At 60.4% G+C, this 21,045-nt stretch carries 22 protein-coding genes; 6 read left to right on the top strand and 16 right to left on the bottom strand.

The window, feature by feature from the left end:
* Nucleotides 1–8 precede the first annotated feature (8 nt).
* Genes AWB80_RS22150 through tssM form a run of 4 tightly spaced genes read left to right on the top strand, consistent with a single transcriptional unit; the run spans nt 9 to nt 7,574 of the window.
* Complete coding sequence (locus AWB80_RS22150; protein WP_208635675.1) at nt 9–1,631, top strand: sigma-54 interaction domain-containing protein; 1,623 nt, start codon at nt 9–11, stop codon at nt 1,629–1,631.
* Nucleotides 1,628–2,368 carry a type VI secretion system-associated protein VasI gene (gene vasI, locus AWB80_RS22145; protein ID WP_087131513.1) on the top strand — a complete coding sequence of 247 codons (741 nt, stop codon included), beginning with the start codon at nt 1,628–1,630 and terminating at the stop codon, nt 2,366–2,368. The genes AWB80_RS22150 and vasI overlap by 4 nt, the downstream gene beginning before the upstream one ends.
* A complete protein-coding gene (gene tssA, locus AWB80_RS22140) occupies nt 2,356–3,837 on the top strand; it encodes a type VI secretion system protein TssA (protein ID WP_061176798.1) in 1,482 nt (493 codons plus the stop codon). Before vasI ends, tssA begins: the two co-directional genes overlap by 13 nt.
* Complete coding sequence (gene tssM / locus AWB80_RS22135) at nt 3,834–7,574, top strand: type VI secretion system membrane subunit TssM (protein ID WP_208635674.1); 3,741 nt, start codon at nt 3,834–3,836, stop codon at nt 7,572–7,574. Before tssA ends, tssM begins: the two co-directional genes overlap by 4 nt.
* A gap of 1,023 nt (nt 7,575–8,597) precedes the next feature.
* Here tssM and AWB80_RS22125 read toward each other — a convergent pair.
* Nucleotides 8,598–9,116, bottom strand: a complete 519-nt coding sequence (locus tag AWB80_RS22125; protein ID WP_061176796.1) for an Hcp family type VI secretion system effector — start codon at nt 9,114–9,116, stop codon at nt 8,598–8,600.
* Nucleotides 9,117–9,294: 178 nt separating this feature from the next.
* Between AWB80_RS22125 and AWB80_RS44075 the strand changes: the two genes are divergently transcribed.
* Together AWB80_RS44075 and AWB80_RS22120 are read left to right on the top strand one after the other, a co-directional pair.
* Nucleotides 9,295–9,447, top strand: a complete 153-nt coding sequence (locus AWB80_RS44075) for a hypothetical protein (protein ID WP_160147469.1) — start codon at nt 9,295–9,297, stop codon at nt 9,445–9,447.
* Nucleotides 9,448–9,700: 253 nt separating this feature from the next.
* Complete coding sequence (locus AWB80_RS22120) at nt 9,701–10,123, top strand: DUF3375 family protein (protein ID WP_087131511.1); 423 nt, start codon at nt 9,701–9,703, stop codon at nt 10,121–10,123.
* On the opposite strand, the gene AWB80_RS22115 is transcribed toward AWB80_RS22120, so the two are convergent.
* The 15 genes from AWB80_RS22115 to fliF are packed head-to-tail and all read right to left on the bottom strand — an operon-like array spanning nt 10,073 to nt 21,044.
* Nucleotides 10,073–10,417 carry a hypothetical protein gene (locus tag AWB80_RS22115; protein ID WP_143328122.1) on the bottom strand — a complete coding sequence of 115 codons (345 nt, stop codon included), beginning with the start codon at nt 10,415–10,417 and terminating at the stop codon, nt 10,073–10,075. The genes AWB80_RS22120 and AWB80_RS22115 overlap by 51 nt on opposite strands.
* 26 nt (nt 10,418–10,443) lie before the next feature.
* Nucleotides 10,444–11,022, bottom strand: a complete 579-nt coding sequence (locus AWB80_RS22110) for a tetratricopeptide repeat protein (protein WP_061176794.1) — start codon at nt 11,020–11,022, stop codon at nt 10,444–10,446.
* A gap of 1 nt (nt 11,023) precedes the next feature.
* The gene (locus AWB80_RS22105; RefSeq protein ID WP_244206663.1) at nt 11,024–11,803 is read right to left on the bottom strand and encodes a sigma-70 family RNA polymerase sigma factor; all 780 of its coding nucleotides are present in this window, start codon (nt 11,801–11,803) and stop codon (nt 11,024–11,026) included.
* A 5-nt stretch (nt 11,804–11,808) separates the two neighbouring features.
* Entirely contained in the window at nt 11,809–12,600 is a 792-nt protein-coding gene (fliP, locus tag AWB80_RS22100; RefSeq protein WP_244206661.1) for a flagellar type III secretion system pore protein FliP, read from the bottom strand.
* 5 nt (nt 12,601–12,605) lie between these two features.
* Nucleotides 12,606–12,971 carry a flagellar biosynthetic protein FliO gene (locus AWB80_RS22095; RefSeq protein ID WP_087131510.1) on the bottom strand — a complete coding sequence of 122 codons (366 nt, stop codon included), beginning with the start codon at nt 12,969–12,971 and terminating at the stop codon, nt 12,606–12,608.
* Complete coding sequence (locus tag AWB80_RS22090) at nt 12,958–13,341, bottom strand: FliM/FliN family flagellar motor switch protein (protein ID WP_087131508.1); 384 nt, start codon at nt 13,339–13,341, stop codon at nt 12,958–12,960. The genes AWB80_RS22095 and AWB80_RS22090 overlap by 14 nt, the downstream gene beginning before the upstream one ends.
* Nucleotides 13,338–14,144 carry a FliM/FliN family flagellar motor C-terminal domain-containing protein gene (locus tag AWB80_RS22085; RefSeq protein WP_061176790.1) on the bottom strand — a complete coding sequence of 269 codons (807 nt, stop codon included), beginning with the start codon at nt 14,142–14,144 and terminating at the stop codon, nt 13,338–13,340. The genes AWB80_RS22090 and AWB80_RS22085 overlap by 4 nt, the downstream gene beginning before the upstream one ends.
* A complete protein-coding gene (locus AWB80_RS22080) occupies nt 14,144–15,337 on the bottom strand; it encodes a flagellar hook protein FlgE (protein WP_061176789.1) in 1,194 nt (397 codons plus the stop codon). The genes AWB80_RS22085 and AWB80_RS22080 overlap by 1 nt, the downstream gene beginning before the upstream one ends.
* A 42-nt stretch (nt 15,338–15,379) precedes the next feature.
* Nucleotides 15,380–15,796 carry a flagellar hook assembly protein FlgD gene (locus AWB80_RS22075; protein WP_061176788.1) on the bottom strand — a complete coding sequence of 139 codons (417 nt, stop codon included), beginning with the start codon at nt 15,794–15,796 and terminating at the stop codon, nt 15,380–15,382.
* Nucleotides 15,786–16,514, bottom strand: a complete 729-nt coding sequence (locus AWB80_RS43430; RefSeq protein WP_143328121.1) for a hypothetical protein — start codon at nt 16,512–16,514, stop codon at nt 15,786–15,788. The genes AWB80_RS22075 and AWB80_RS43430 overlap by 11 nt, the downstream gene beginning before the upstream one ends.
* Nucleotides 16,511–16,966, bottom strand: coding sequence for a hypothetical protein (locus AWB80_RS22065; protein WP_061176786.1), 456 nt, complete (start codon nt 16,964–16,966; stop codon nt 16,511–16,513). The genes AWB80_RS43430 and AWB80_RS22065 overlap by 4 nt, the downstream gene beginning before the upstream one ends.
* Nucleotides 16,963–18,291 (bottom strand): FliI/YscN family ATPase, encoded by a 1,329-nt coding sequence (locus AWB80_RS22060; RefSeq protein WP_061176785.1) that lies wholly within the window; start codon nt 18,289–18,291, stop codon nt 16,963–16,965. The genes AWB80_RS22065 and AWB80_RS22060 overlap by 4 nt, the downstream gene beginning before the upstream one ends.
* The gene (locus AWB80_RS22055; RefSeq protein ID WP_143328120.1) at nt 18,288–19,010 is read right to left on the bottom strand and encodes a FliH/SctL family protein; all 723 of its coding nucleotides are present in this window, start codon (nt 19,008–19,010) and stop codon (nt 18,288–18,290) included. The genes AWB80_RS22060 and AWB80_RS22055 overlap by 4 nt, the downstream gene beginning before the upstream one ends.
* Nucleotides 19,007–19,564 carry a hypothetical protein gene (locus tag AWB80_RS22050; protein ID WP_143328119.1) on the bottom strand — a complete coding sequence of 186 codons (558 nt, stop codon included), beginning with the start codon at nt 19,562–19,564 and terminating at the stop codon, nt 19,007–19,009. The genes AWB80_RS22055 and AWB80_RS22050 overlap by 4 nt, the downstream gene beginning before the upstream one ends.
* Nucleotides 19,557–21,044 (bottom strand): flagellar basal-body MS-ring/collar protein FliF, encoded by a 1,488-nt coding sequence (gene fliF, locus AWB80_RS22045; RefSeq protein WP_061176782.1) that lies wholly within the window; start codon nt 21,042–21,044, stop codon nt 19,557–19,559. Before fliF ends, AWB80_RS22050 begins: the two co-directional genes overlap by 8 nt.
* Between the last annotated feature and the right edge of the window lies 1 nt (nt 21,045).

Here is a 21,045-nt window from a genome sequence, read left to right as displayed (position 1 = left end):
GCATGCGGATGGATGCGCTAGCGGTGGCGAGGATCGGGCAGGACATGGTGTCCGCGGCACAACTGAATGAATTGTGCGGCGCGTTTATGCAAGGCGTCGTTCAGTCGGGAGGCGTGCAGCTGGCGTTTTGCTATGCCCAGGACGTTACGGGCGAACGACTCTTACCTTTGACCGATGTCAAGGCGGCCACGGCCACGTCATTGGCCACATCCACGCAGGAGTGGCCCGTCATCGAAATGGGCGAACTCGACAATCCGCTGGTGTACAGCCTCTTAGGCAGCGAGCCGTGTCAGGTTGACCACGTCGATCAACTCGTGTCGGTGGGACAGGGGTTTGACCTGTTGCGCGAGCACTTTCCGGCGCGGTGCGCGCTGCTGGCCATGCCGTTGTGCAGCACGCGCGCGCATACACTGGCCGTGCTGGTGTTCGTCGGCTCCGCTGTGACGCTGCGCGCGTGGCGAACCGATCCCGTGTGGCAGACACTCGCTGGCATGCACGAACAGCTCTTCGCGCGGCTGAGCGAGCAGATGGACGAAGCGCAACGCTTGCGCTATGAGCGCACGGTCGCGCACAGACTCGAGGCCGAACAGGGGCGCTCGCGCGCGCAGCGTTTGCTGGCGGCGGAGTTCATTGGGAAAAGCGCACAGGCTCGGTCCATCCGCGAGGATATGCTCAGGTTGGCCGACTCGAGCCTGTCGACCTTGATCACGGGCGAAACAGGAACAGGCAAGGACCATGCGGCTTGGCTGATTCATCAGGCGTCCTCGCGCAGCGGCGCGTTCGTCCCGGTCAACTGCGCTGCGATTTCAGCCGAACTGATCGAGGCGGAACTGTTCGGCAGCGTCAAGGGTGCATTCACTGGCGCGACTCAATCACGCAGCGGTCTGGTTGCGGAGGCGAACGGCGGCACGCTCTTTCTGGATGAAATCGGCGACATGCCGTTGCCGCTGCAAGCGACCCTGCTACGTGTGCTCAATGAAAAGAGATACCGGCCCGTTGGCTCGACGCGGGAGTGCGAGTCAGATTTTCGTCTGATCTGCGCGACGCATCAGCCTTTGCCCAGACTCATCCGCGAAAACCGGTTTCGTGAGGATCTCTACTTTCGCATCCGGCAGATGACGTTGCATATGCCATCGCTGCGCGAACGTGCCGAAGACATTCCCGCCCTGGCGATGCACGTTTTGCTGCATTTCAACCGTGAGCGGCGGGCGCATTTAAGCGGTATCGACGAGCAGGCGCTCGCCTGGCTGTGTGGCCAGACCTTTCCGGGCAACGTGCGCGAGTTGCGCAGTCTTGTCATGGCCGCGGCCGAGTATGTCGGTCCTGGCGCCAGGATCGGCGTCGAGGCGCTACGCAGGCTCAAGGTGAGTCTGGACGTGCCGACCGTTCCCGAGCAATGCGCTCAGCGAGAGGCCGCTCCGGGGCCCGTCGATCAGAGTGTGCGCGAACTGCTATCCATGCCCAGTTTGCCCCAGGCTGTGGACGCCTTCGAACAGATGCTGATCCGCCAGCGTCTGAGGCAGTCCGACGGGTCGCGCAGTCGCGCGGCAGTGAGCCTCGGTATCCCCAAACGCACACTGGCGCGTAAATGTCAGAAATGGAATCTTGATCAGGAGAGTCACGTTTCATGAGGTTATTCGTAACGTTGTTGTCGCTGTCGTTGCTGACGACGACGCTCGGGCTTGCAGGATGCGGCCCACACGATAAGAGCACGGCCGCCGCACCCTGGCACGATTGCACGTCGATTGCCTCGCCGGTTCGACGCTTGGCGTGTTTTGATGCGGCGGCCGGCACGCCGCCTGAACATGCCGATCCGAAGGCCGATTCAACAGTCGCTCCCAGTGCGCCGGCCGCGGTCTCGGACGCGGATCTCCAGGCGCGATCTGCACCCGCCGGCCGCTCGGCCATCGCTGCGCTGGTTCAGCGCAACGAAGCCGAGCGCCGGGGCGCGAGCACTCAGTTCCTGCTTTCGCGTGTGGCCACCGACGACTCCGACGGGGCGCAGATGATTATTTCCGCGCCTGCGCTGGGCAGTGCAGCGCCGCGACCTTACCTAGTGGTGAGTTGCATCTCGGGTATCACGAGGCTGCAATTGCTCACGAGCGAACTCGTGTCCAGCAACCGTATGCGCATGCGCCTTTTTTTGGACGGTAAGCCATTGTCCGACGCCACGACTTGGCAGGTGCTTGACACCGGCGATGTCGTAGACGCCGGACGAGGACTCGTTGCGATCGATCTTGTGCGGCGCTTGAGCGACGGCGCTCGCCTGCGGATCGAAAGCGACTACCCGCAGGCGGACGGGTTGATGTTTGACGCCACGGGCCTGAAGGCGTTGATCGCGCAGGAGCGGGAGGCGTGTCACTGGTGAGCGGCTTTTCTCCCCTTGATCTCAAAACGCTGCTGGAGCCGCTTGGGCCGGGCCAGCCAGCGGGCCGCTTCGATGAGGACGACGAGACCTTCCAGGCCATCGACGCGGAGATGATGAAGCTAGGCGGTTTGCATCAGGCCGCACTGAACTGGACATACGTCGATCAGGCCTCGCGGCGATACCTCGCTCAGCAGTGCAAGCATTTTCGCGTGGCAGGACACCTGATCACGGCATATTTGCGGGCGCGAAGTTGGCAGGCGTGGATCGAAGCGCTCGGTCTTTTCGCCGGCTTGACCACACAATACTGGGAAACAGGCCATCCGAAACCGGGACCGGGCGGCTACGGGCTCAAGCGCAAGCTGGCGGCGATGCTGATCGAACGACTGGTCCAGGCATCAGGCGATCTGGATCCACACACCTTCACGAAAGACCAGCAGGCTTTTGCTCAAGAGAAATTGGGCGAGTTGCAGGCAGTTGCCGCCACAGCCCAGCTCGACGCGCCACTGATGAACCGGCTGGAGGCGAAGCTGCGTCAGGCGACTGAAGCAACACAGGCGCCGGACACGGCGTCGTCAAAGCAGTCGTCCGCGCCTTCACAGGGCCCGAGCGCGAGCGCTGCGATCAGCGAGGAATTTTTCAGCACCAGCAATACGTTGCGGCTCGGCGAAGAACGCGACAATCGCCGCTCGCTCCTGGCCGTGGCGGATTTGGTCAACCTGCAGGATCCCTATGATCCCACCGGCTATCAACTGCGCCGCTTCGCGCTCTGGGGACATTTGCGGGTTGCGCCCGCCGCCCGACGTGAGCAGCGCACCGAACTGATGGGCGTGCCGGGCGACATCGTGGACGGCTATCAGGAAGCGCTCACTCGCAATGCAGTCAATCCGGTGCTGTTGCAGCGCGTTGAGAAAAGCGTAGTGGCGTCACCCTACTGGATACGCGGCAGTTTCCTCGCAGCCGGTATTGCCGAACGGCTGGAGATGAAAGAAGTGGCCGAGGCGATTCGCCATGCCGCGACCCGCTTCATCACGCGCATGCCGATCGTGGCCGAACTTTGCTTTAGCGACGGCCGGCCGTTCGTGGATCCTGAAACGCGCAGCTGGTTGGGCGGCGCTTCAGAGGATGGACACCGCGCTGCTGTTGCTGTGCCAGAGTATGCGGGCTTGCGCGAAGAGCTTGTCGCACAACTGGATCAGGAGGGGGTGGAAGTCGTGCTGCGGCGCCTTCAGGATCTGCAGTCGACATTTCATGCGCCGCGCCAGCGCTGTTACGCCACGGTCATTGCGGCTGACCTGCTCGCCTCCCGTGGTTTGTCGTGGCTTGCCGCCGATCTGTACGCCAGCGTCGGGCGTCTCATGCAGGTTACGCTGGCCGAGCAGTGGGAGCCGGATCTTTACGGTCATCTCGCCAAACAAAATCCGCCGTCGTTGAATTCAGAACAAAGAAGCAAGGGGCAAGAAGCATCATGATGTCGAAGCTGTGGTCATTCTTTAAGCGGTACGGTTCGCTTCTGCGCAACCAATTCCGCAGTGCCATGCCGGTGCTGTTACTGCTCGGACTTCTATTTCTTCTGGTGGGCATATGGTGGCTTGGGCCGCAGTGGACATGGCGCGACACTCACCCCCTTGCCAGTCTGCCTGTTCGCGTCTTGTTGACGCTCGTGCTGCTCATGGTGCCGATCGTGACCTGGGCGCTGGTCTTGCGTCACCGCAATCAGCGCCTGGAGGCCGAGCAAAGGAAAAAGGAAGCGAGCGAGAAGGACGCTCGTTTGCGCTATGTACATGCGCAAGAACGCGCGCTCGATCACAGTCTGGAGACGCTCAGGTCTAACCTGACGGGGCGTGACACGCTCTATCAGTTGCCCTGGTATCTGGTGCTTGGCCAGGAAGGCGCGGGCAAGACGAGTTTCATCAATCGTTCCGGCCAGAGCTTCTCGCTCACGGGTGTGACCAAGGCGGGCAGTCGCGGGGCGTCGAGCGATCCGGAGTTGGCCTACGACATTGATTGGTGGATCGGCGAACAAGCCGTGTTGATTGATCCGCCAGGGGAGATCATCAGCCAGTCCGACATGGCTGGAGGCGATACCATGGTGGCGAATGCCGAGGCGCAGGCAGTCGATGTGGCAACCTCCGCCAACGGCACGGCCAGTGCGCTGGTGGCGTCGGCAGCGAATCCTTCCGCGACCTCTGCACATGGTCATCCCTTGCCGCCCGGCACCCAGGCGAGCCTGTGGAACAACTTGATCGACTGGCTGGGCCGCAATCGCAGTCGCCGTCCACTGAACGGCGTCGTCCTGATGGTTGATCTGGTGACCCTGCTCAATCAGAAGGCGAGCGATCGCAAGGCGCTCGCGATCCTCTTGCGCTCGCGTCTGACCGAACTCAGTAGCCATTTGGGCACGCGACCGCCGGTCTACGTCGTGTTGAGCAAGTTCGATCAGCTAGAGGGGTTCGATACTTTCTTCGCGCGTTTGCCGCGTTCCGTTCGCGAGGACATCTTCGGGTTCACCTTTACGTTGAACTCGGTGCAGGATTTCAACGCGTGGCAAGAAGAACTCTCCGGCCTCTACGACGCTTTTATCGCGCGACTCAATGAGCAAATTTTCGACGCATTGAGCGAGCTGGCGGTGTTGGTTCAGCGCGAAGCGCTGTTTTCGTTGGCTCGCCAGCTCGATGGTATCCGTTCTATCCTGTTCGGCTTTCTCGCCGATGTGCTCGCGAGCGACCGCTACGCGACCCCGGCCTTGCCCCGCGGCGTGTACTTTTCTTCTGTGTATCAGCAGGGACTTCTCAGCAACACATTCGTCTCGGCAGCCGCGCAGTCCTACGGACTCGACGCCCCGCTCATGCGCGCGCAGCCGGCTGGGCGTGGCATGGTCTATTTCGCCCAGCAGTTGTTTCAACGTGTGATCTACCCGGAAGCAGGGCTCGCAGGCGACAACCTCAAGGTACTGGCTACCAAGAAGCACATCCTGTGGGTGGGCTGTGGCGTTGCCGCGCTTGGTAGTCTGCTGATCATCGGAGGCTGGCATCACTATTACACCGTCAATCGCGACATGGCGTTGAGCGTGCTCGCCAAGAGTCGCGATTTCCGCGGCCGCAACATCGACGCGAATGTCGACGCTACGGGCCGCAATCTCCTGCAACCGCTCGACCAGATCCGCGCGGCGGTGTCCGTCTATGGCGACTATCGTTCGGCATGGCCCGGGGTGGCCGACATGGGCCTGTACCAGGGACGAAGGATCGGCCCAAAGGTGGATGAGGCGTATCTGAAGCTGTTGTCTCAGCGTTTCTTGCCAGCGCTCGCCGGTGGCGTCATAGATGCGCTTAATGCCGCACCGGCCAACAGTAGCGTTGAACTGGAAGCCTTGCGGGTGTATCGCATGATCGAGGATCGACAGAATCGCCGCGCGCCGATCGTGGAAGACTGGATGGCTCGGTACTGGCAGATGGCGATGCCAGAAGATGGCGCCACTCAGAACGCTCTGATGCGTCATCTTGATTACGCGATGAAGTACGCCGACACCGATCTGCCGCAATACCACGCTCGGGTGACCGAGGTGCAGCAGCAACTACGGCAGATCCCCATGCCTCAGCGCGTCTATATGACGATGCAGCAGCAGGCTGAAGCCATGCTGCATTCGCCGCTGGATTTGCGCCAGGAAATCGGGCCGGCGTTCGATATTGTCTACAAGCTCGCGGCCACCGGCGCGCAGGGTGACGCGAATCAGGGTACGCGTATCGATGCGCTGCTGACGGCGAGGGGCTTTCGCGACTACTTCGGTCCGCACAGCGGGAATCTCACCGAACTGGCCATGATTGATCAATGGACACTGGGCGAGCGCAACCGCATCGACTACTCGGCGGCGGATGAGCAGGAACTCGGCGAGCGCATTCGCGCGATCTATAGCGCGGACTACGTGGGCGCCTGGCGCCGAGGATTGAATCAGCTCGACATCGTGGATTTCAACGATATCGGACAAGCGGTCAGTGTGCTCGAGAGCATCACGAGTCCGGCGGCGCCAATGCGTCGCCTGTTGGAGACAACGCGAGACAACGCAGTGTTGTACTCGACGGACGACACGAAGGCAAAAAGCGCCAAACCAGTCAGCGAAGCCGACCGCAAACAAGCGGCGGACATCGCTCGCCCCTTCGCAACGCTCGTTGGGACGTTGTCTGCGAAAGGAGACAAGCCGGCCTATTTGGACGAGACTATGACGGCGATCGCCAATGTGCGCGATGTGATGAAGTCCGTGCAGGACAGTCCCGATCGTGGCAAGGCAGCGTTGGGTGTCGTGCTTGACCGTTTCGCGCTCAAGGGACTGGACCCGATCAGTAACCTCCAGCGAATCGCTGCGGGATTGCCGGAGCCGCTCAATCAGCAGGTTAAATCGCTGGCGAGCGAATCATCTCAGGTCTTGCTCGTCGAAGCGTTGCGCGAACTCGAGCGACGCTGGGATACGGAGGTCTACAGCTTCTACAGCGCGCATCTGGCCGGACGCTATCCGTTTGATCCGGCCAGCCGCACAGATGCCTCACTAGAAGACTTCGAAGCGTTCTTCGGGCCGCAGGGTCGACTGCAGCAGTTCAGGGACAAGTACCTGAAGGTGTTCCTGGAAGACAATCTCGATGCGTTGTATTTCGAGCGCCGCGGCGGCTATCTCGTGCGCACTGATGTCATGACGCAGCTGGAGGCGGCCAGCCGGATCCGCGATGCCTTCTTCAACAATCGCGGTGCGCTGGGTGTGCAATTCACCGTGGAGCCGAGAGGGCTGACGCCGAACCGGCGTAGCGCCGTGTTGGGAGTGGAGGGGCAGTTGATCACGTATGACCACGGCCCCAGTACCGGCGTAGGTTTGATCTGGCCTAACAGCCTGGGCGCCAGCACGGAGAGCCGTGTGACGCTAGTCAATAGCAACGGCAGCAGTAGCAGTTTGGTGTATCAAGGCGCATGGTCGCTGTTCCGGCTGTTAAGCCGAGCCCAGTTGAATGGCGCCACGGCGAGTAGTGTGGATTTGAGCTTCACGGCAGACGACGGTGGTGCGATGCGTTACCGGATCACGGCCGAGAAGGCCAACAATCCATTCACACAACGTATCTTCAGTGGCTTTGCGCTACCACACACGTTGTTGAGGGATACCGGGGCCCAGGAAGGTACGCCGGTCAAGCAGACTGTTTCGTCGTCGCCGGCCACACCGGCAAGTTGACGTTGTTGAAGACAAAACCCGCTACGGACGGTCTGCATTGGAACGATTCGCGGCGGGTTCGACTGAATTTCGCAGATTTACGCTGCGATGAATCAGGTGCTTGTCTGGAGCTCCGAAGCTGGAAGTGCGAAGCACTCATGTGAAGTTGCATCAATTCTGGACGCAATGGCCGTCTTGTCGCGCTGGCTTGCTTGACCGATTCAGCGATGTGATTTCAATGGTTCAATGAGTGGATGGGCGGCCTGTTAGTTTTACCTTCCTATGGTGTTCGTCTTTGCCGCAGGACGAGCAGTAGTCCCCTGCTTGCGGCGTGTTCCGCGGTGGTTGCGCTTACAAAATGACCAGCCTGAAATTCAATCCTCACCCGCGCGCGACTGATTCGCTCGCAACTCATCCGAGTCGAGACTGCACTATGAACCACTTGTAACAGGATCTGCGGAGATCACCTTCGAGGCAACCGTTGGATCGAGAGGATGGGTATCTATCGCCGAGAAAATCTGAAGGCTTGCGGAGCGCCGACTGAGTCTTCCTGGCCCGGCGCTGACTTGTATCGCATTGCGGCGATGTTGCTACGAAGCTTTGCCCAAACCCGGTCGAGAATTTGGAATTCACGACCTCTATGAGCCACGGCATGCCTATCGCGTGTTCGATACTTTCTTAGATTCACCATGCAAAAGCGCCGAAGTCGTACAGGAGCGAGGCAATTTCGTTGATGGGCGGTTTTTCACCGGGGACGTCTTTCTGCGTGTCGTTCGTGACTATCTGAACGGCGACGTGGAGGTAAAAGCCATTACACGCGCGAATCTGAAATCCACGGTCTTTCGCGAACTCGACAGATTGAAAATGCACTTGCGAAGCGCTGCGTAGTAGCTTCGAGTCCCTTGCATGGGCGGTGCCCTTGGTCGGCGAAAAGACACAGCAGACACGAAACTGTACTTCGTTGGAGCAGAGACGCGGCCCGGTTCGCGTGTCGCGAGACCGGGCAAAGCTGCTGGCTGTCAAGCCAGCAGCCCGATCCTTGGCTTAGGATTCCATCGGTTTGCGCCAGTCGTCGGCCGCTTCGGTGCCGGCGATAGCGTGGGTCCAGGTGATCTTGCGGTAGGCCAAGGAGACCTTTATCAACTGGGTGTAGTCGGACTTCGTGCTGTCCTGTGCGTGCGGCAGCACCGTGTTGATGTCGACAATGGTGGCGTCTTCGAGCTTCGTGGTGAAGAAGTGCTCCTGCTTGCCGTCGGTCGAAGTGCGATACCAGTGCGTCTCGACGGTCGGCAGCATTTCGCCGGAAGCCAGTGCCTGATACAACAGCGGCACGGACTTGTTCAGCGCGCAAGTGAAGATGAACGGTTTGTGAACACGCTGACCCGAGGGCTGGCCGCTCTGCGGATCAGTCGGGGTGGTCACGCGATGTTCGATTTCCTGAACCAGGATCTGGTCTTCGTGACCTTCGACGTAGACGTTGCCCACGGAGTCCGCAGTGAAGGCACCCTTGGTGATGTTGCCCTGGGTTTTACCGTTGATGCTGATATAAGCCGGTGTCGGCATAGTGTATTCCTAACAATGAATCAAAGGGAGGCCTGTTGGCCCGTGCGCCACTGATGACAATGGCTCAACAGTAAGGCAGAATTCATGCCAGCTTTGATCCGTTTGACCAGTATCAAATTACAACAATAAGTTAGGTATGCTTTGTTAAATTATGTGATGCTCGGATGCGGAGATCACGATGAGCCAGCTGGCCAAGGTTGGCTCGCTTTACTCTAAATGTTTGATAAAAATGGAATGTAATCGGGCCATTCTTGTCCCCATCGGGCCAGAAATGGCTTGGTTTAAATTCTCACTGGTCTCGCGTGGTGTGCTAATGAAGTCAGGGCATTGATGTGCGACGTAATAAGAAAGGTCTGACGTCATCTTCGCCTTGAATGAACGATGATTTATTTTCGATGAGTGATGAACTTGAGGAACTGAGTTTGGAACTGGCCCGGCTCAATCGCGCGATTCATTCCGCGCGAGATCGCCGGTACGGGTCTGCAGCCAAGGAAAAGCGTGTACGTCTGCCTCGAGAGGACTTGCAGACCTCAGCGTGGTCTGCCAACATGCCGCTGCGCACGCGTCAGCGCGGTCCATAAGAAGTGGGTAGACCATCATGCCAACTGGCTGATCGGCACCTCGAACGCTTACGCGCCGACCTGCTTAATAACGAGGGTAGCCGCGGCCAAGTCCTGGAGCTGTTGTTCGCGGGCATGGATCTCATTGGCGAGACCGCGGCTGGCAAAACTTTCTACGGATTCTGGCGTCTGCTGACTGATATTGAGCAATCGACCATCTTCTCCGAGTCGCTCAGCGATGTGCCGCGCGCTAAAAGGAAACCGCGCAGGCGGCTGGTCGCGACCAAAGATGAAAGCGCGCGCGGCGGGGCCGCAATCAACGTTGACTCGTGCGAGTCGCGGATCGTGAAATCTTGCCGCGCAGCGGGCACTTGTTGCGCATGCGATCAAAAGCTTTCAGTTCAACAGCTTGATCAATGCGGCGTTGACGTCCTCGCTGCCAGTTAGTGCTGTGGAGACGTCATCCACCATCTGCTGAAATTGCGGGTCATTGCGAAGTGCGCGGCCGAATTCCCTATCGAGTACGAGTTCGACGACCATGCGATTCAACTGACGCTGATCGAGTCCGTCCGGGCCCTTGAGTTCGTTGACCTTGTGTAAGAGTGCGGCAGCGTCCTCGGCGTTTGCGTCGGCGTGCGAAAGCTCGCTGCTCTTGTTCGCAGCCTTGGTCCGGTTGTCACGAACGGCATGCCGCTCGCTGCTTATCAACTGCTGGCGCAGCATCGCGAGCGCCTGATTCAATGTCGAGACAGGATCCATCACTGAGATTAATGACGCGTTGAGTTGGCGAGGTATCCCGTCATCAGGAAGTGCTGCTCGCCCGACTCCGCCGGAGCGGACGTGTTGTTGCGAGTCTCAATGGCAGCAAGCAGTTTCTCGACGAAAGAATTGAGTTCAGGATAGTGGACGTTCGAACCGAGCGTGGCGTAGAGCTCAACACGCGCGCGCTCGAATTTATCTTCGACCAGAAGGTCCAGACCGTGAGCCAGACTTTGCAATGTGTCATCGGAAGGAACCTCGCTCAACTTTGCCCAACAGCGTCTTGTTTCTTCGAGTTGTCCATGAAGAAGCTGAATGAAACCGAGCATAAACCAGCTTACATAAAATAAAGGGTCGATCGCGATGCATTGTCGAAGTTCTTGCTGTGCCTCATCATAGCGTACGAGGCTTGCAAGCACGGCACCTCGAAAGAAGCGCAGCCTCGGATCCCCCGGATACACGGTGATGAGCTCATCAAGCGCTGTGAGCGAAGTTTCTTCGGAAGAGGACAGGGCGCGGGTAACGGTCTCAAGTGTATCTTGATCTACGTACTCGAGAGATTGCTGAGGTTGATCGGTATGGCTCATATCAGGTTTTCATATAGATTCGGTCGGGCCTGCCGATAAGGTCTCGCAATTGCGTCAAGGCATCGCGATGCATTTGCGAGATGCGGGCTTTGCTCAGTTCCAGAATGCTTGCGATCTGATCGAATGGAAGTCCGTTGAAGTAATGGTATTGGATGATCTTGCGATGTCGCTCGGGCATGGATGAAACCGCGGCGAGAAGACGCTCTTTGGTCTGACGCCACGCAATTCGCTGCCATGGAGAGGGCTCCGGACTCGGCGCGTTCTCGGATGGCGCAAGCATGCTCGTTTCGTCGAGCATGTAGCCGATAGCGAGGCCCGCGGCGAGGTTGGCGACGGCATGGAGGGTCTGATGTTTGTCGGCGTCTTCTGGGAGTTGGCCCGCTTTGAGCGAATTGAGCCGTTCGCGCTGCATGCGTCGTATGAAGGATATCTGTTCCTGACCATCGGTGAGCTTTTGCACGCCATCAAGCACAGCCCCTTTCACACGTGGCGTGCAAAAGGTCTCGAATGCGGCGCGATGTTCGGGATCGTAGCGATCCACCGCCTCGAGCAGTCCGATAAGCGCGAGTTGTCTGAAGTCGTTGAACTCGACATCATCCCGATGTCGCTGCGCGAAGAGCTGCGCGGCCAAGGCGCGGGCATATGGCAGATAGTGCAGAAAGAGCGCCTCCCGCGCAGCGGTTGCGCGCGTCGAAACGAAGGTCTTCCAAAGCGTGTCCCGCGCAGCGCCGTGCGAATCCTGGTCTCGTGTCTCTGTCTGTGGACCCTCGTTGTCCTGCATTGAGGTCATCTGAAACTACCGAGTACGCCTCGTAGCACGAGCCCCCAACCGTCGATCAGCACGAACAACAGAACCTTCAAAGGTAGAGCGATCGAAGCGGGCGGCACCATCAACATGCCGAGCGACAAGAGCACGCTCGAGACCACCAGGTCGATCAGCAAAAATGGCAGCAACACGACGAAGCCAATCTGAAAGGCGACGCGCAACTCGTTCAGGATGAATGCCGGCGTGAGTTGAAGCAGGCTGACCTCTGCCGGATCATTGGGCAAGGGCTTGCCCGATAGCTCATACGTCAGCCTGAGCTCATCATCGCGAACCTGTCTTAGCATGAAATCACGCAGCGGCGCGGCGGCCTTGTTCAAGGCGTCTTCAATACCGATGGCGCCATTCATGAACGGCTGAAACGCATCATGATTGATGGATTCAAGCGTTGGCAGCATTGCAAAAGCCGTCAGAAACAGCGCAAGACTGATCAACACGGGAGTGGGTGGCGTTTCCGGCATGCCGAAGGCGTGGCGAATCATCGAGAGCACGATGATGATTCGTATGAAAGCCGTCATCGAGATCACGAGCGCTGGGCCGATGCTCAGCACGGTGAGCAGTGTCGCCGTGCGAACGGCGGTGGATGTGGCCTCGCCGGCACGGGCCGAGTTCCCGAACGCGTCGGAGACGGAGACACGCAAGGCGGGAGCGGGACCCGTCGGCGTGCGTGCAAGCGCGGGGTCAGCCGCCAGGAACATTAGCCCGGCGATCATTCCGAGCACGAACCTACGGATCATGACAATAAAGCGAGACATCGGAATTACGGTTCCTGCGTCAAGGAGCGAGTGTGCAGCGACGTGATGCCTTCGGGGCCGCAGCCGAGCAGCACTTGGGTGTTGCCGTACTCGATCAGATGAAGCGTGGCACGCGCGTCGAGGCGCAGCGTTTGCAGCAGTCTGAGCTGACCCGTGGAACGCGGCGCAAAAGCGCCCCCGCGAATATTCCACCGTCGCATCAGGAAGATGATCGCGACGCCGAGCAAAAGACAAAAGACGAGTGCGGCAATGATCCGCAGCGGACTGATGTCGGAAGCGATCAACGCGTTCGAGACGGACATGCCACTATGCACGACGGCGTCCGATGCCGGCAATGGCGGTATGCCCCGGCTGCTGTCAAATATCGCCATGGGTCGTGTCCAGGATCTCGCTGATGCGAACGCCGAAGTTCTCGCCAACGGCGACAATCGTTCCCCGCGCGATCGGTCGGCTATTCAACGTGATCTCGACGGCATCCTCGAGATGTCGGTCGAGCTCGACCACGGTGCCGGGCGCAAAATTCATCAGTCGTTCGATGGACGTGAGCGCTGCGCCGAGTCGTGCTTCGAGCCTTACTTCGACGTCGCCAACGAGGTCCAGAGCGTTGGAGCGTGACGGCGTGGACGCTGGATCGACGGCGCCATGATCGAGCACGGGAAGGGGGGCGTCGTGCACCAGGGTTGTCTCCAAAGCCGTTGCGTTTGGGGTGGCCGATTGGCGAGCTTCAAGCTGTTTGGTCATTTGGAGTAGTGTGCGGCAAGAGAGTCCAGTTGGACGGAAAAGCGATCCTGGGTCTGACCCAGACGACCTGTCGCGACCACGGACGGAGCAAGGCTCCCGTCACCCTGGACAAACAGTTCGACGCCTTCGTCGACCTTGCGATCGAGGCGAATCACATCCCCTGGTGCAAGTTCGAGCAGATCGCGGATCGCGAGAGCAGCGCGTCCCAGCCGCGCGTGAAGTTGCACCTTCGTCGCGGCGAGCGCATGACGGCGCGATGTGAGCGAGCGTTGGAAAGCGGTTTTCGAGCGGGCAACCGTGGATTTTCGGATGATCAAATCTGTCGCATAGAGGACGGAGCAAAGCGCCTGACCTTGTTGTGTCGTCAACTGCACGAGGACGCCGTTCAATCGCGCTTCGGATGTCGATTCGATGGCCTGCGGAATGCGGTGCTGTACGCTTGCAAGCGCAAGCGACAACTCGTGAATGATCCGCTCACCGAGCATGGTGAAAGGCGGACATGTAGCGCCGGAAACGGTCGCCGCCTCGTCCTGCGTGAGCCCGAGCGCCATGCCGGCCAACGCGCGCGAGGCCTCTTTCGCGACACTCCACCACACCCTGTCACTGTCCGGTAGTCTCGACAGTTGCGGGTCCGACCACGGCTCAGTCTTGCAGACGATCCGACCCGCCGTGACGCGGACGCCTGGGGCGTCTGACGAACCGAACCAGTCGTCACGCCACAGGGCAATCGATGCTTCCATCATCGTGCATGCCACGTCCAGATCGGACTGAGCCAACGGACGCCAGCGTACAGGCGCGTTCATCAACCCTGACCTCGCATCTGGAACAATTGCATGATCATTTCATTGGCCGTGGTGACGACTTGGGACGATGCCTGAAAGCCGCGCTGGATCAGGATCATTTGCCCGAATTCGTTCGAGAGATCGACGTTGGAGGCTTCGGTGGCGCCAGCAAGCAACTGGCCCAACGCACCGCTGCCGCTCTTGCCGTAGATCGGCGCAGGCACATATGAGGCATCGAAGAGGCCGTGTCCAAGCTGGGTGAGCCGTAGCGGGTCAGTGAAGTTCGCAAGCGCGACGAGTGCCGTGTGGTCCGTCTGCCCGTTCGAATACGCCAATCCGATCTGCCCGTCGTCGTTGATCGACATGGAAGTCAGGGTGCCGGCCGCATACCCGTCCGTTTTGGTGACGCGCAGGCTGGAGGTGCTGCCGGCCGAGAAGTTCGTGACGCCTTGCGAAAAATCGAGCTTGATGGACAGCGGCGGAGCGTCGACCGAAGTCAGCGTGACGTCGATGCTGTCGGCGCCCGGCTGCGGTATGCCCCCGAAGAACTGCAAATGGTCTTCCACAACGGGCATGCCCTGTTCATCGGTGACGGTCACTTTCCAGCGCCCGGGCATGATGGTCGAGTCCGGCTCGAAAGCCGCCGTGAGCGTGTGTTTGCCTCCGTTCGCATCGTAGACGTCGATGTTGGGGACCGAGAAATTCGTCGCCCCCGAGGAGAGGTTGTCGGTGAACGTCACCGCGGTCGTGGCCTGTGGCGGGCTCATTTGTTTGCCCGCTATCGAGATCGCTTCGAGGTTTCCCGACGCGTTCAGCGCCGCGAGCTTCAGGCCGCTCACCTTGTCGACCACGAAACCATCATCGCCGACCGTGAATTGACCGGTGCGTGCGTATCGCACGGCGTTCCCATCGAGCAAAGTCAGGAAGCCGTTTCCTTGAATGGCCAGATCGAGTTTCCCATCGCTGCTGCGCACATCGCCCTGGGACATGTTCAACGATGCATAGCCATATTCGACGCCGCTGCCGTACTGAATGCGCGCGGGCGTCGTCGGCGTGTTGCGCGCGAACTCCTGTCCGTAGTAGACGTCTTCGAAGCGCGGCGTAGAGGTCTTGAAGCCCTGGGTGTTCATGTTTGCAACGTTATTGCTGATGGTTTGCAAACCCTTGGAGTAGGACGCAAGCCCACTCATTCCGATGTAGATGCTGTCCAGCATTGAGCGATTGCCTCTTCGTAATGACGTTCGGCCAGGTGCTGCCTAGCGCACCGCGGCGATTTGCGAAAGGGTGGCGTTGGTCAGGAACTGGCCGTCGGCCGTCTCGATCGTGAGTTGCGGCTGTGTGCCCTGAAACGAGACGCTCTTCACGACACCTGACACGGTGGAAGTGTCTGTCGTCACGTCGACATTGCGGCCGAGTAGTCCAACGGTCTGGTTCGATGATTGCAGCGACAGCAGACTGTCGAGCTTGTCAGTCATTTGGCGAGACTGCTCCATCGAGGTGAACTGGGCGAGTTGAGAGACGAACTCGAAGTTGTCGACCGGCTTGAGCGGATCCTGATAGGTCAGTTGCGTGAGAATGATCTTGAGCAGCGACTGAAGATCGAGACCCGTCGATTCCATATTTCTATCGGCCGTGCCGACGCCCGGTGTCGAGCCGATGGAACTAATTGCCATATGTTTCTCCGTGAAAAGCAGGGTAAGGCGACTTGTGCGAATTCACTTCTTCATTCTGGGCGCCATTCACAACGACCCGCACGGGGCCCGCCATGCGCCGGCGCAGGTCGTCAGTGGTCTGACGGGATATCGCCAGCGCTTCGTCGCGTGACGCGCCCAGTACGCGCATGACGAGTTGCATGCCGTCATCGCCGAGATGAACCGTCGTTCGGTTTTCCGCACGGGGCGATGTCCGTTCTTGATGCTCACGCGCCGAGGACGACGGCGCGGTGTACGCATCCATTTCGCGGACCGCGGGTTCTTTTGCGCATGACCTCGCCTCTGGACGCTCTGGCGACAAGGCGGCGGTTGGCGCGAACACATCGGCATGAAGAAGACGCTCAAGAAGGGGAGGCCCGATTGCCGTGCGGTCCGCGTCTGATCGAGTGCGGACGAACTGGGCGTCATCGCGCGCGTCGGGATAGGGGCCGAGTGCAACTAAATTGCGCTGATCCGTCTGGCGCGCACTCGCCTCCTCGAATCTGTTTTGAGGAACGGCCTTGTGCGCATGCGTTGAAGGCTCGGATCTGGCGGCATGCGTGTGCGACTCGTCCGCGGCGGCGCCAGCCCACATGTCGCGTTCCAGCGCGCGAAGCGTCTGTTCGAATGCACCACCCGATGTCGGTCTGGAAGCGCCTCCAAGCAGCAAGGGCATGGCGCAGCCGGTCTGGATCTTCATGGCGTGAGTTTCCTTGCTCTATATGTGTCCTCGACCAGGTTGCCTTGCCGTTCTTCATTGGCTCTTGCGCATGCCGACGATGCCCGGTTGGCGAGCGTGTCGGCGAGTTCATGAAGTCGTTCCTTTTCGGCGAAAATTGCGCGCTGCGCGTGCGCCTCACGGGATTTCTGTGCGGCCCGCATCTGCGCTGCGAGTACGCTGCTGTGAGCCGATTCGACTGACGCGCGCACGTTATCGGCAAGTTCGATCGGAAGAATCGAATCTGTCGCGCTCAGGATCTCGCGCATGAGCGCATGCTGTGCGTCGAGACGAGCGCGTGCGTTCTGCGCCGAGGCGAGTGAACGCTGATGCTCATGCGCGACGCGCGTCGCATCGTGAAGCGCCCGTTCGCGCTGCAGGTCGCGGATCAACGCGATCTCCCTGGTCATCTTCATGAGCCGGCGCTTGTTCATGATCTGGCTCCGGCGAGCTTATCGAGCGTGGCGAGTGCGTCTTCACGCGAGTGTCGAGACGAGAGATCCTGCCGCAGGAACTCGATGATGCGTGCTCGTTGCGCCAGCGCGCGGTCAAGCGAGGGGACGGTTCCAGCGACGTAAAGTCCGGATTCGATCAAGGTCTTCGATTCCTCGTAAGCGGACAGTTGCGCGATGACGTCGCTTGCGAGCGCGCGCTCGGCCGGACTCGTGATGTGTTGAAACACGCGGCTGACGCTGCGCGGCACATCGATGGCGGGGTAGTGCCCCTGTTCCGCGAGCGAACGGGTCAAGACGATGTGGCCGTCGAGCAGGGCGCGCATGGTTTCCGCCATCGGATCATCGATTTCGTCGGTCTCCGCGAGCACGGTCATCAGGGCCGTGATGGCGCCGCCCGAACGCAAACCTCCACAGCGCTCGACCACCTTCGGAAGCGCGGCGAAAACGCTTGGCGTGTACCCGCGGATCATCGGCGGTTCGCCGGCGGCCAGACCGATTTCACGAAGGGCCAGTGCATAGCGCGTGATCGAGTCAAGCAACAGAAGCACGTGCGCGCCTTGCGCGCGGAAGTACTCGGCGACGCACAGCGCATACAGCACGCTGCGCGCGCGCAGGATGGCTGGCTGGTCGGAGGTCGCCACGATCATCGTCGAGCGCGCTCGCGCCTTTTCGGACAACGTGCGATGCCAGAATTCTTCGGCTTCGCGACCACGTTCACCAACCAGGCAAAGCACGCAAACATCGGCCTCGATGTTGCGTGCGAGACTGCCCATCAGCGTGGTTTTGCCGACGCCGCTGCCAGCGAAGATGCCAGCGCGCTGGCCCTCGCCAAGCGTGAGCAGCGTGTCGAGTGTGCGAATGCCGGTTTGCAGCGCAACGGAAGGAGACGCGCGTTCGAGCGGCCCAACCGCGATACCTTCCAAAGGCCACGACGCGTCGAGCCCGGTGAGCGGTTCAACGCCGTCGAGGGGGCGCCCGAGCGGATCGATGACGCGGCCCAGCAGTCCCCGTCCGAGCGCGACGTCCGCTTTCGCTCGCGTGGCGCATACTGGATCACCGATGCGCACGCCGGAAACGGGCGTGAAGGGCGCGAGCGTCACCTTGCCGATTTCGATGCCGACGACTTCCGCCAAAGCGGTGGCAGTCGAGCCGATTTCACATAGCGAGCCAATCGGCACGGCGGGACCGTCGGCTTCGACGAAGGTCGGCATGACGCGCGTGACCGAGCCGATACGTCGAAGCGTATCGACTTCCGAGACAGCCTGAAGCAAGCGCCGAGAGACAGGACTGACTGTTGACGTCATGCGGTGGCTTCGAGCAGTGCGGTCCGGATGCGGGCGAGTTGCACATCGAGACTGGCATCGAGCGCGCCCAGGCTCAGGTCGATCCTGCACTCGCCGCCCTTCAGCGTCGGCGACACGTTCAGTGCAATGCCCTTGTCGGCAGTGGGTCCCAACAGATCCGACGCGTCGGTATCGGCGGTAAAGTCATCCCGCGATACGTCGACAGCCAGGATTGAGGCCGCAGTCAGCTGAGCGAGGTGATGACGAACTGTCTCGCGAACCAGCGTTGCGCGTGTCGAGGGATTGCCAATGACGCGCTGGAGCGCCGCGAGCGCGATCGCAGCGCACAGTTCTTCGAGCGTCTGCAACTGCGTACCGAACTGTTTCACTGCCGCGTCGATCCCGGAGCGCAATGCGGTGTCGCGGGCATTCGTTTCGGCGACGGTGCGAGCGCGTTCGACTGCCTCACCCTCGGCGAACCCGCTTTCGTAAGCGGAAGCGATTCGGCGTTGCAGTTGCGCTTCGTGCTCTTCGTTTGCCTTCTGCGATTGCGCGAGGCTTGCCCGCAATGCCTCGAGTTCGACTGCATCTCGCTCGGCTCGCAGTTGCTCTATCGACGATGAGCGGGACACACTGCACGCTTTGTCCTCGGGTTCGATAGCACGCGAATCTGATGGATCGTCCAACAGAGGTTGCGCAGCGTGATATTGCACCCTGGCTGCCTTGATCAATGTTGTCATGCGTGCCTCTTGATCCGGCTTTGCGCAAGCCCACGCATGTGACGAAGGGCGCGGAAAAAGAGGGGAACACGTGTGGCCCGCGCTATCGGGTCGAACTCGTGCGCAGCAGGTTCGAGGCTTGCCGCATGTTCGAGACATAATTCGAGCCACACGGCGCGTGTGCGGTCGGTCAGCGCATTCGATCTGGCGAACAGCGCCGTTTGTTCGCACAAAGGCGCTTGCAGCTTCGCACCGGCTGCGCACTGAGCCTGCGCATCGAGACTTGCGAACAGGCGCATCGTCATCGCGGCCGGCATGTGTTCCATCAACGCAATGATGTGTTCGATACGGTCGTTGCTTGCAATGCCGACATGCTCTGGCCGCGCGACCAGTGCCGATGCTTTCTCATTGATGCCCGATGCAGCCTCGATGAGCGGGCGCAATTGCGCACGCTCATCTCGGGAGAGCGAATTCCAGATGAATTCGACGTCCTCGATTGAATTTTCCAGCAGGGCCGCGACAGCCCTACGTAATTCGCGTGGCGAGCCAGAGTTGTTCGCGACGACGTTATTCATGAACGCGTCCTTCGCTGGCGAGCAGGGTTCTCAGGCGGGACAATTGTTCGTCGCGCTGCGAAGCGGTCAGCCGCGGCACAGGCGCGCGGCTCGCTTTCGCTCGGGCTCGGATCAGTAACGCAATGACGAGGCCGATTCCGATTACGACCGCCAACGCGGCGCACACGATAGCCGTTAGCGACGCCGCCGATGCTTGCATCTGTCGAGCAGCGCGTCCACCGGCTGAGCGGAGATCCGCACGCGCCAGGGGCTCGGTTGAGCCGGATGTCGCGGAGCCAACGTTCGCGGGCGGAATGCCGGCGTCCTCATCCGCGCTGCCGCCCTGAGCATTGCGCACGAACGTCGTCAACACATCGCCACGCGTGGCATCCAGTCCGATGGACGCGGAAATCACCGCCCTGAGGCGAGCGAGCACGTCCGGATCCAGATCCTGACTGAAGACGATACCGACGGACAGCTTGCTCACCGCTCCGGGCGCCTTGACGATCTGCTCGACATTGCGCATCGTGCGAGCCTCCTGGGTCATTGGCTGCGCCGCGGATCCGGTGTATGGCGGCGGCAGGGGCGGCTTACCGGCTTCGGGCAGCGAGCGCGACGACGGCAACGGCACGCGTGACTCCTTTGCGGATTCGGCATCGTTCGGCAGCGATCGCGTCTCCGTCACCTCGCGCGTGGAGCGCGCCTGATCGACGTTTACGATTGCCTCGACGCTGACCGAAGCCTGATTCGCGCCAATGACGCTGGCGATCAGCGTGGTGATCTTCTGTTCATAGCCGCGCTCGATCGCGTGCTTGAGTTGCAAGGCAGGATCATCGACTTCAGTGGTCGTCGATCCTGCCGGTGCGCCGCGCGCGTCCAGCACTGACACGTCGGCCGGAGCGAGTTCGGGCACCGATGCCGACACCAGTCTTTGAATGCCTCGAATCGTATCGGTCGACAGTGTCTCGCCATCGCGAACGAACAGTGCGACAGAGGCCTTGGGCTTGGCGCCATCGCGTCTGAAAATCGACGCCTCTGGCAGCGTGATGTGTACGCGAGCCAGTTCAATCTCGTCGAGCGCCATGATCGTGCGGGCCAGTTCGCCCTGAAGCGCGCGCTGATAGTTGACCTTTTGAGCAAAGTCCGTCAGGCCGAGATCCGAGTTGTTGAAGAGTTCGAGACCCACCGCACCAGAGAGCTTCAGATCGCGGCTCATCAATTTCAATCGTAGCGCGCGCGTATCGCCCTTCGGAACGAGGATGGCCGAACTGGCGTCGTCATAGCGGTACGGAATCTTTTCTTTCTCGAGTGCGGCGGCAATCGTCGCTGCGTCCTGGCGCTTGAGATCGCTGAAGAGTATCTCGTAGGAAGGGCGCAACACGAGCCATCCAGCGACGGCGGCCATCGCCAGGATCGTGACGAGTCCCGCGGCAAGCGCGATCAGACGCGCACGTGGCACGGCAGAGAGAACGGCGCCGAGGCGCGAAGCAGCGGCATTCATC

Origin of the sequence: Caballeronia pedi, from assembly GCF_001544915.2 — a bacterium.
GTDB lineage: Bacteria > Pseudomonadota > Gammaproteobacteria > Burkholderiales > Burkholderiaceae > Caballeronia > Caballeronia pedi.
The sequence above is the reverse complement of the archived record's forward strand: the minus strand, read 5'-3'. Positions and strand labels throughout refer to the sequence as shown.

Excerpts from the sequence above, each read along its gene's own strand:
- AWB80_RS22150 (WP_208635675.1), top strand. The coding sequence starts at position 9 with ATGGATGCGCTAGCGGTGGCGAGGATCGGGCAGGACATGGTGTCCGCG.
- vasI (WP_087131513.1), top strand. The coding sequence starts at position 1,628 with ATGAGGTTATTCGTAACGTTGTTGTCGCTGTCGTTGCTGACGACGACG.
- tssM (WP_208635674.1), top strand. The coding sequence starts at position 3,834 with ATGATGTCGAAGCTGTGGTCATTCTTTAAGCGGTACGGTTCGCTTCTG.
- AWB80_RS22125 (WP_061176796.1), bottom strand. The coding sequence starts at position 9,116 with ATGCCGACACCGGCTTATATCAGCATCAACGGTAAAACCCAGGGCAAC.
- AWB80_RS44075 (WP_160147469.1), top strand. The coding sequence starts at position 9,295 with ATGAGCCAGCTGGCCAAGGTTGGCTCGCTTTACTCTAAATGTTTGATA.
- AWB80_RS22110 (WP_061176794.1), bottom strand. The coding sequence starts at position 11,022 with ATGAGCCATACCGATCAACCTCAGCAATCTCTCGAGTACGTAGATCAA.
- AWB80_RS22105 (WP_244206663.1), bottom strand. The coding sequence starts at position 11,803 with ATGCAGGACAACGAGGGTCCACAGACAGAGACACGAGACCAGGATTCG.
- fliP (WP_244206661.1), bottom strand. The coding sequence starts at position 12,600 with ATGTCTCGCTTTATTGTCATGATCCGTAGGTTCGTGCTCGGAATGATC.
- AWB80_RS22095 (WP_087131510.1), bottom strand. The coding sequence starts at position 12,971 with ATGGCGATATTTGACAGCAGCCGGGGCATACCGCCATTGCCGGCATCG.
- AWB80_RS22090 (WP_087131508.1), bottom strand. The coding sequence starts at position 13,341 with ATGACCAAACAGCTTGAAGCTCGCCAATCGGCCACCCCAAACGCAACG.
- AWB80_RS22085 (WP_061176790.1), bottom strand. The coding sequence starts at position 14,144 with ATGAACGCGCCTGTACGCTGGCGTCCGTTGGCTCAGTCCGATCTGGAC.
- AWB80_RS22080 (WP_061176789.1), bottom strand. The coding sequence starts at position 15,337 with ATGCTGGACAGCATCTACATCGGAATGAGTGGGCTTGCGTCCTACTCC.
- AWB80_RS22075 (WP_061176788.1), bottom strand. The coding sequence starts at position 15,796 with ATGGCAATTAGTTCCATCGGCTCGACACCGGGCGTCGGCACGGCCGAT.
- AWB80_RS43430 (WP_143328121.1), bottom strand. The coding sequence starts at position 16,514 with ATGAAGATCCAGACCGGCTGCGCCATGCCCTTGCTGCTTGGAGGCGCT.
- AWB80_RS22065 (WP_061176786.1), bottom strand. The coding sequence starts at position 16,966 with ATGAACAAGCGCCGGCTCATGAAGATGACCAGGGAGATCGCGTTGATC.
- AWB80_RS22060 (WP_061176785.1), bottom strand. The coding sequence starts at position 18,291 with ATGACGTCAACAGTCAGTCCTGTCTCTCGGCGCTTGCTTCAGGCTGTC.
- AWB80_RS22055 (WP_143328120.1), bottom strand. The coding sequence starts at position 19,010 with ATGACAACATTGATCAAGGCAGCCAGGGTGCAATATCACGCTGCGCAA.
- AWB80_RS22050 (WP_143328119.1), bottom strand. The coding sequence starts at position 19,564 with ATGAATAACGTCGTCGCGAACAACTCTGGCTCGCCACGCGAATTACGT.
- fliF (WP_061176782.1), bottom strand. The coding sequence starts at position 21,044 with ATGAATGCCGCTGCTTCGCGCCTCGGCGCCGTTCTCTCTGCCGTGCCA.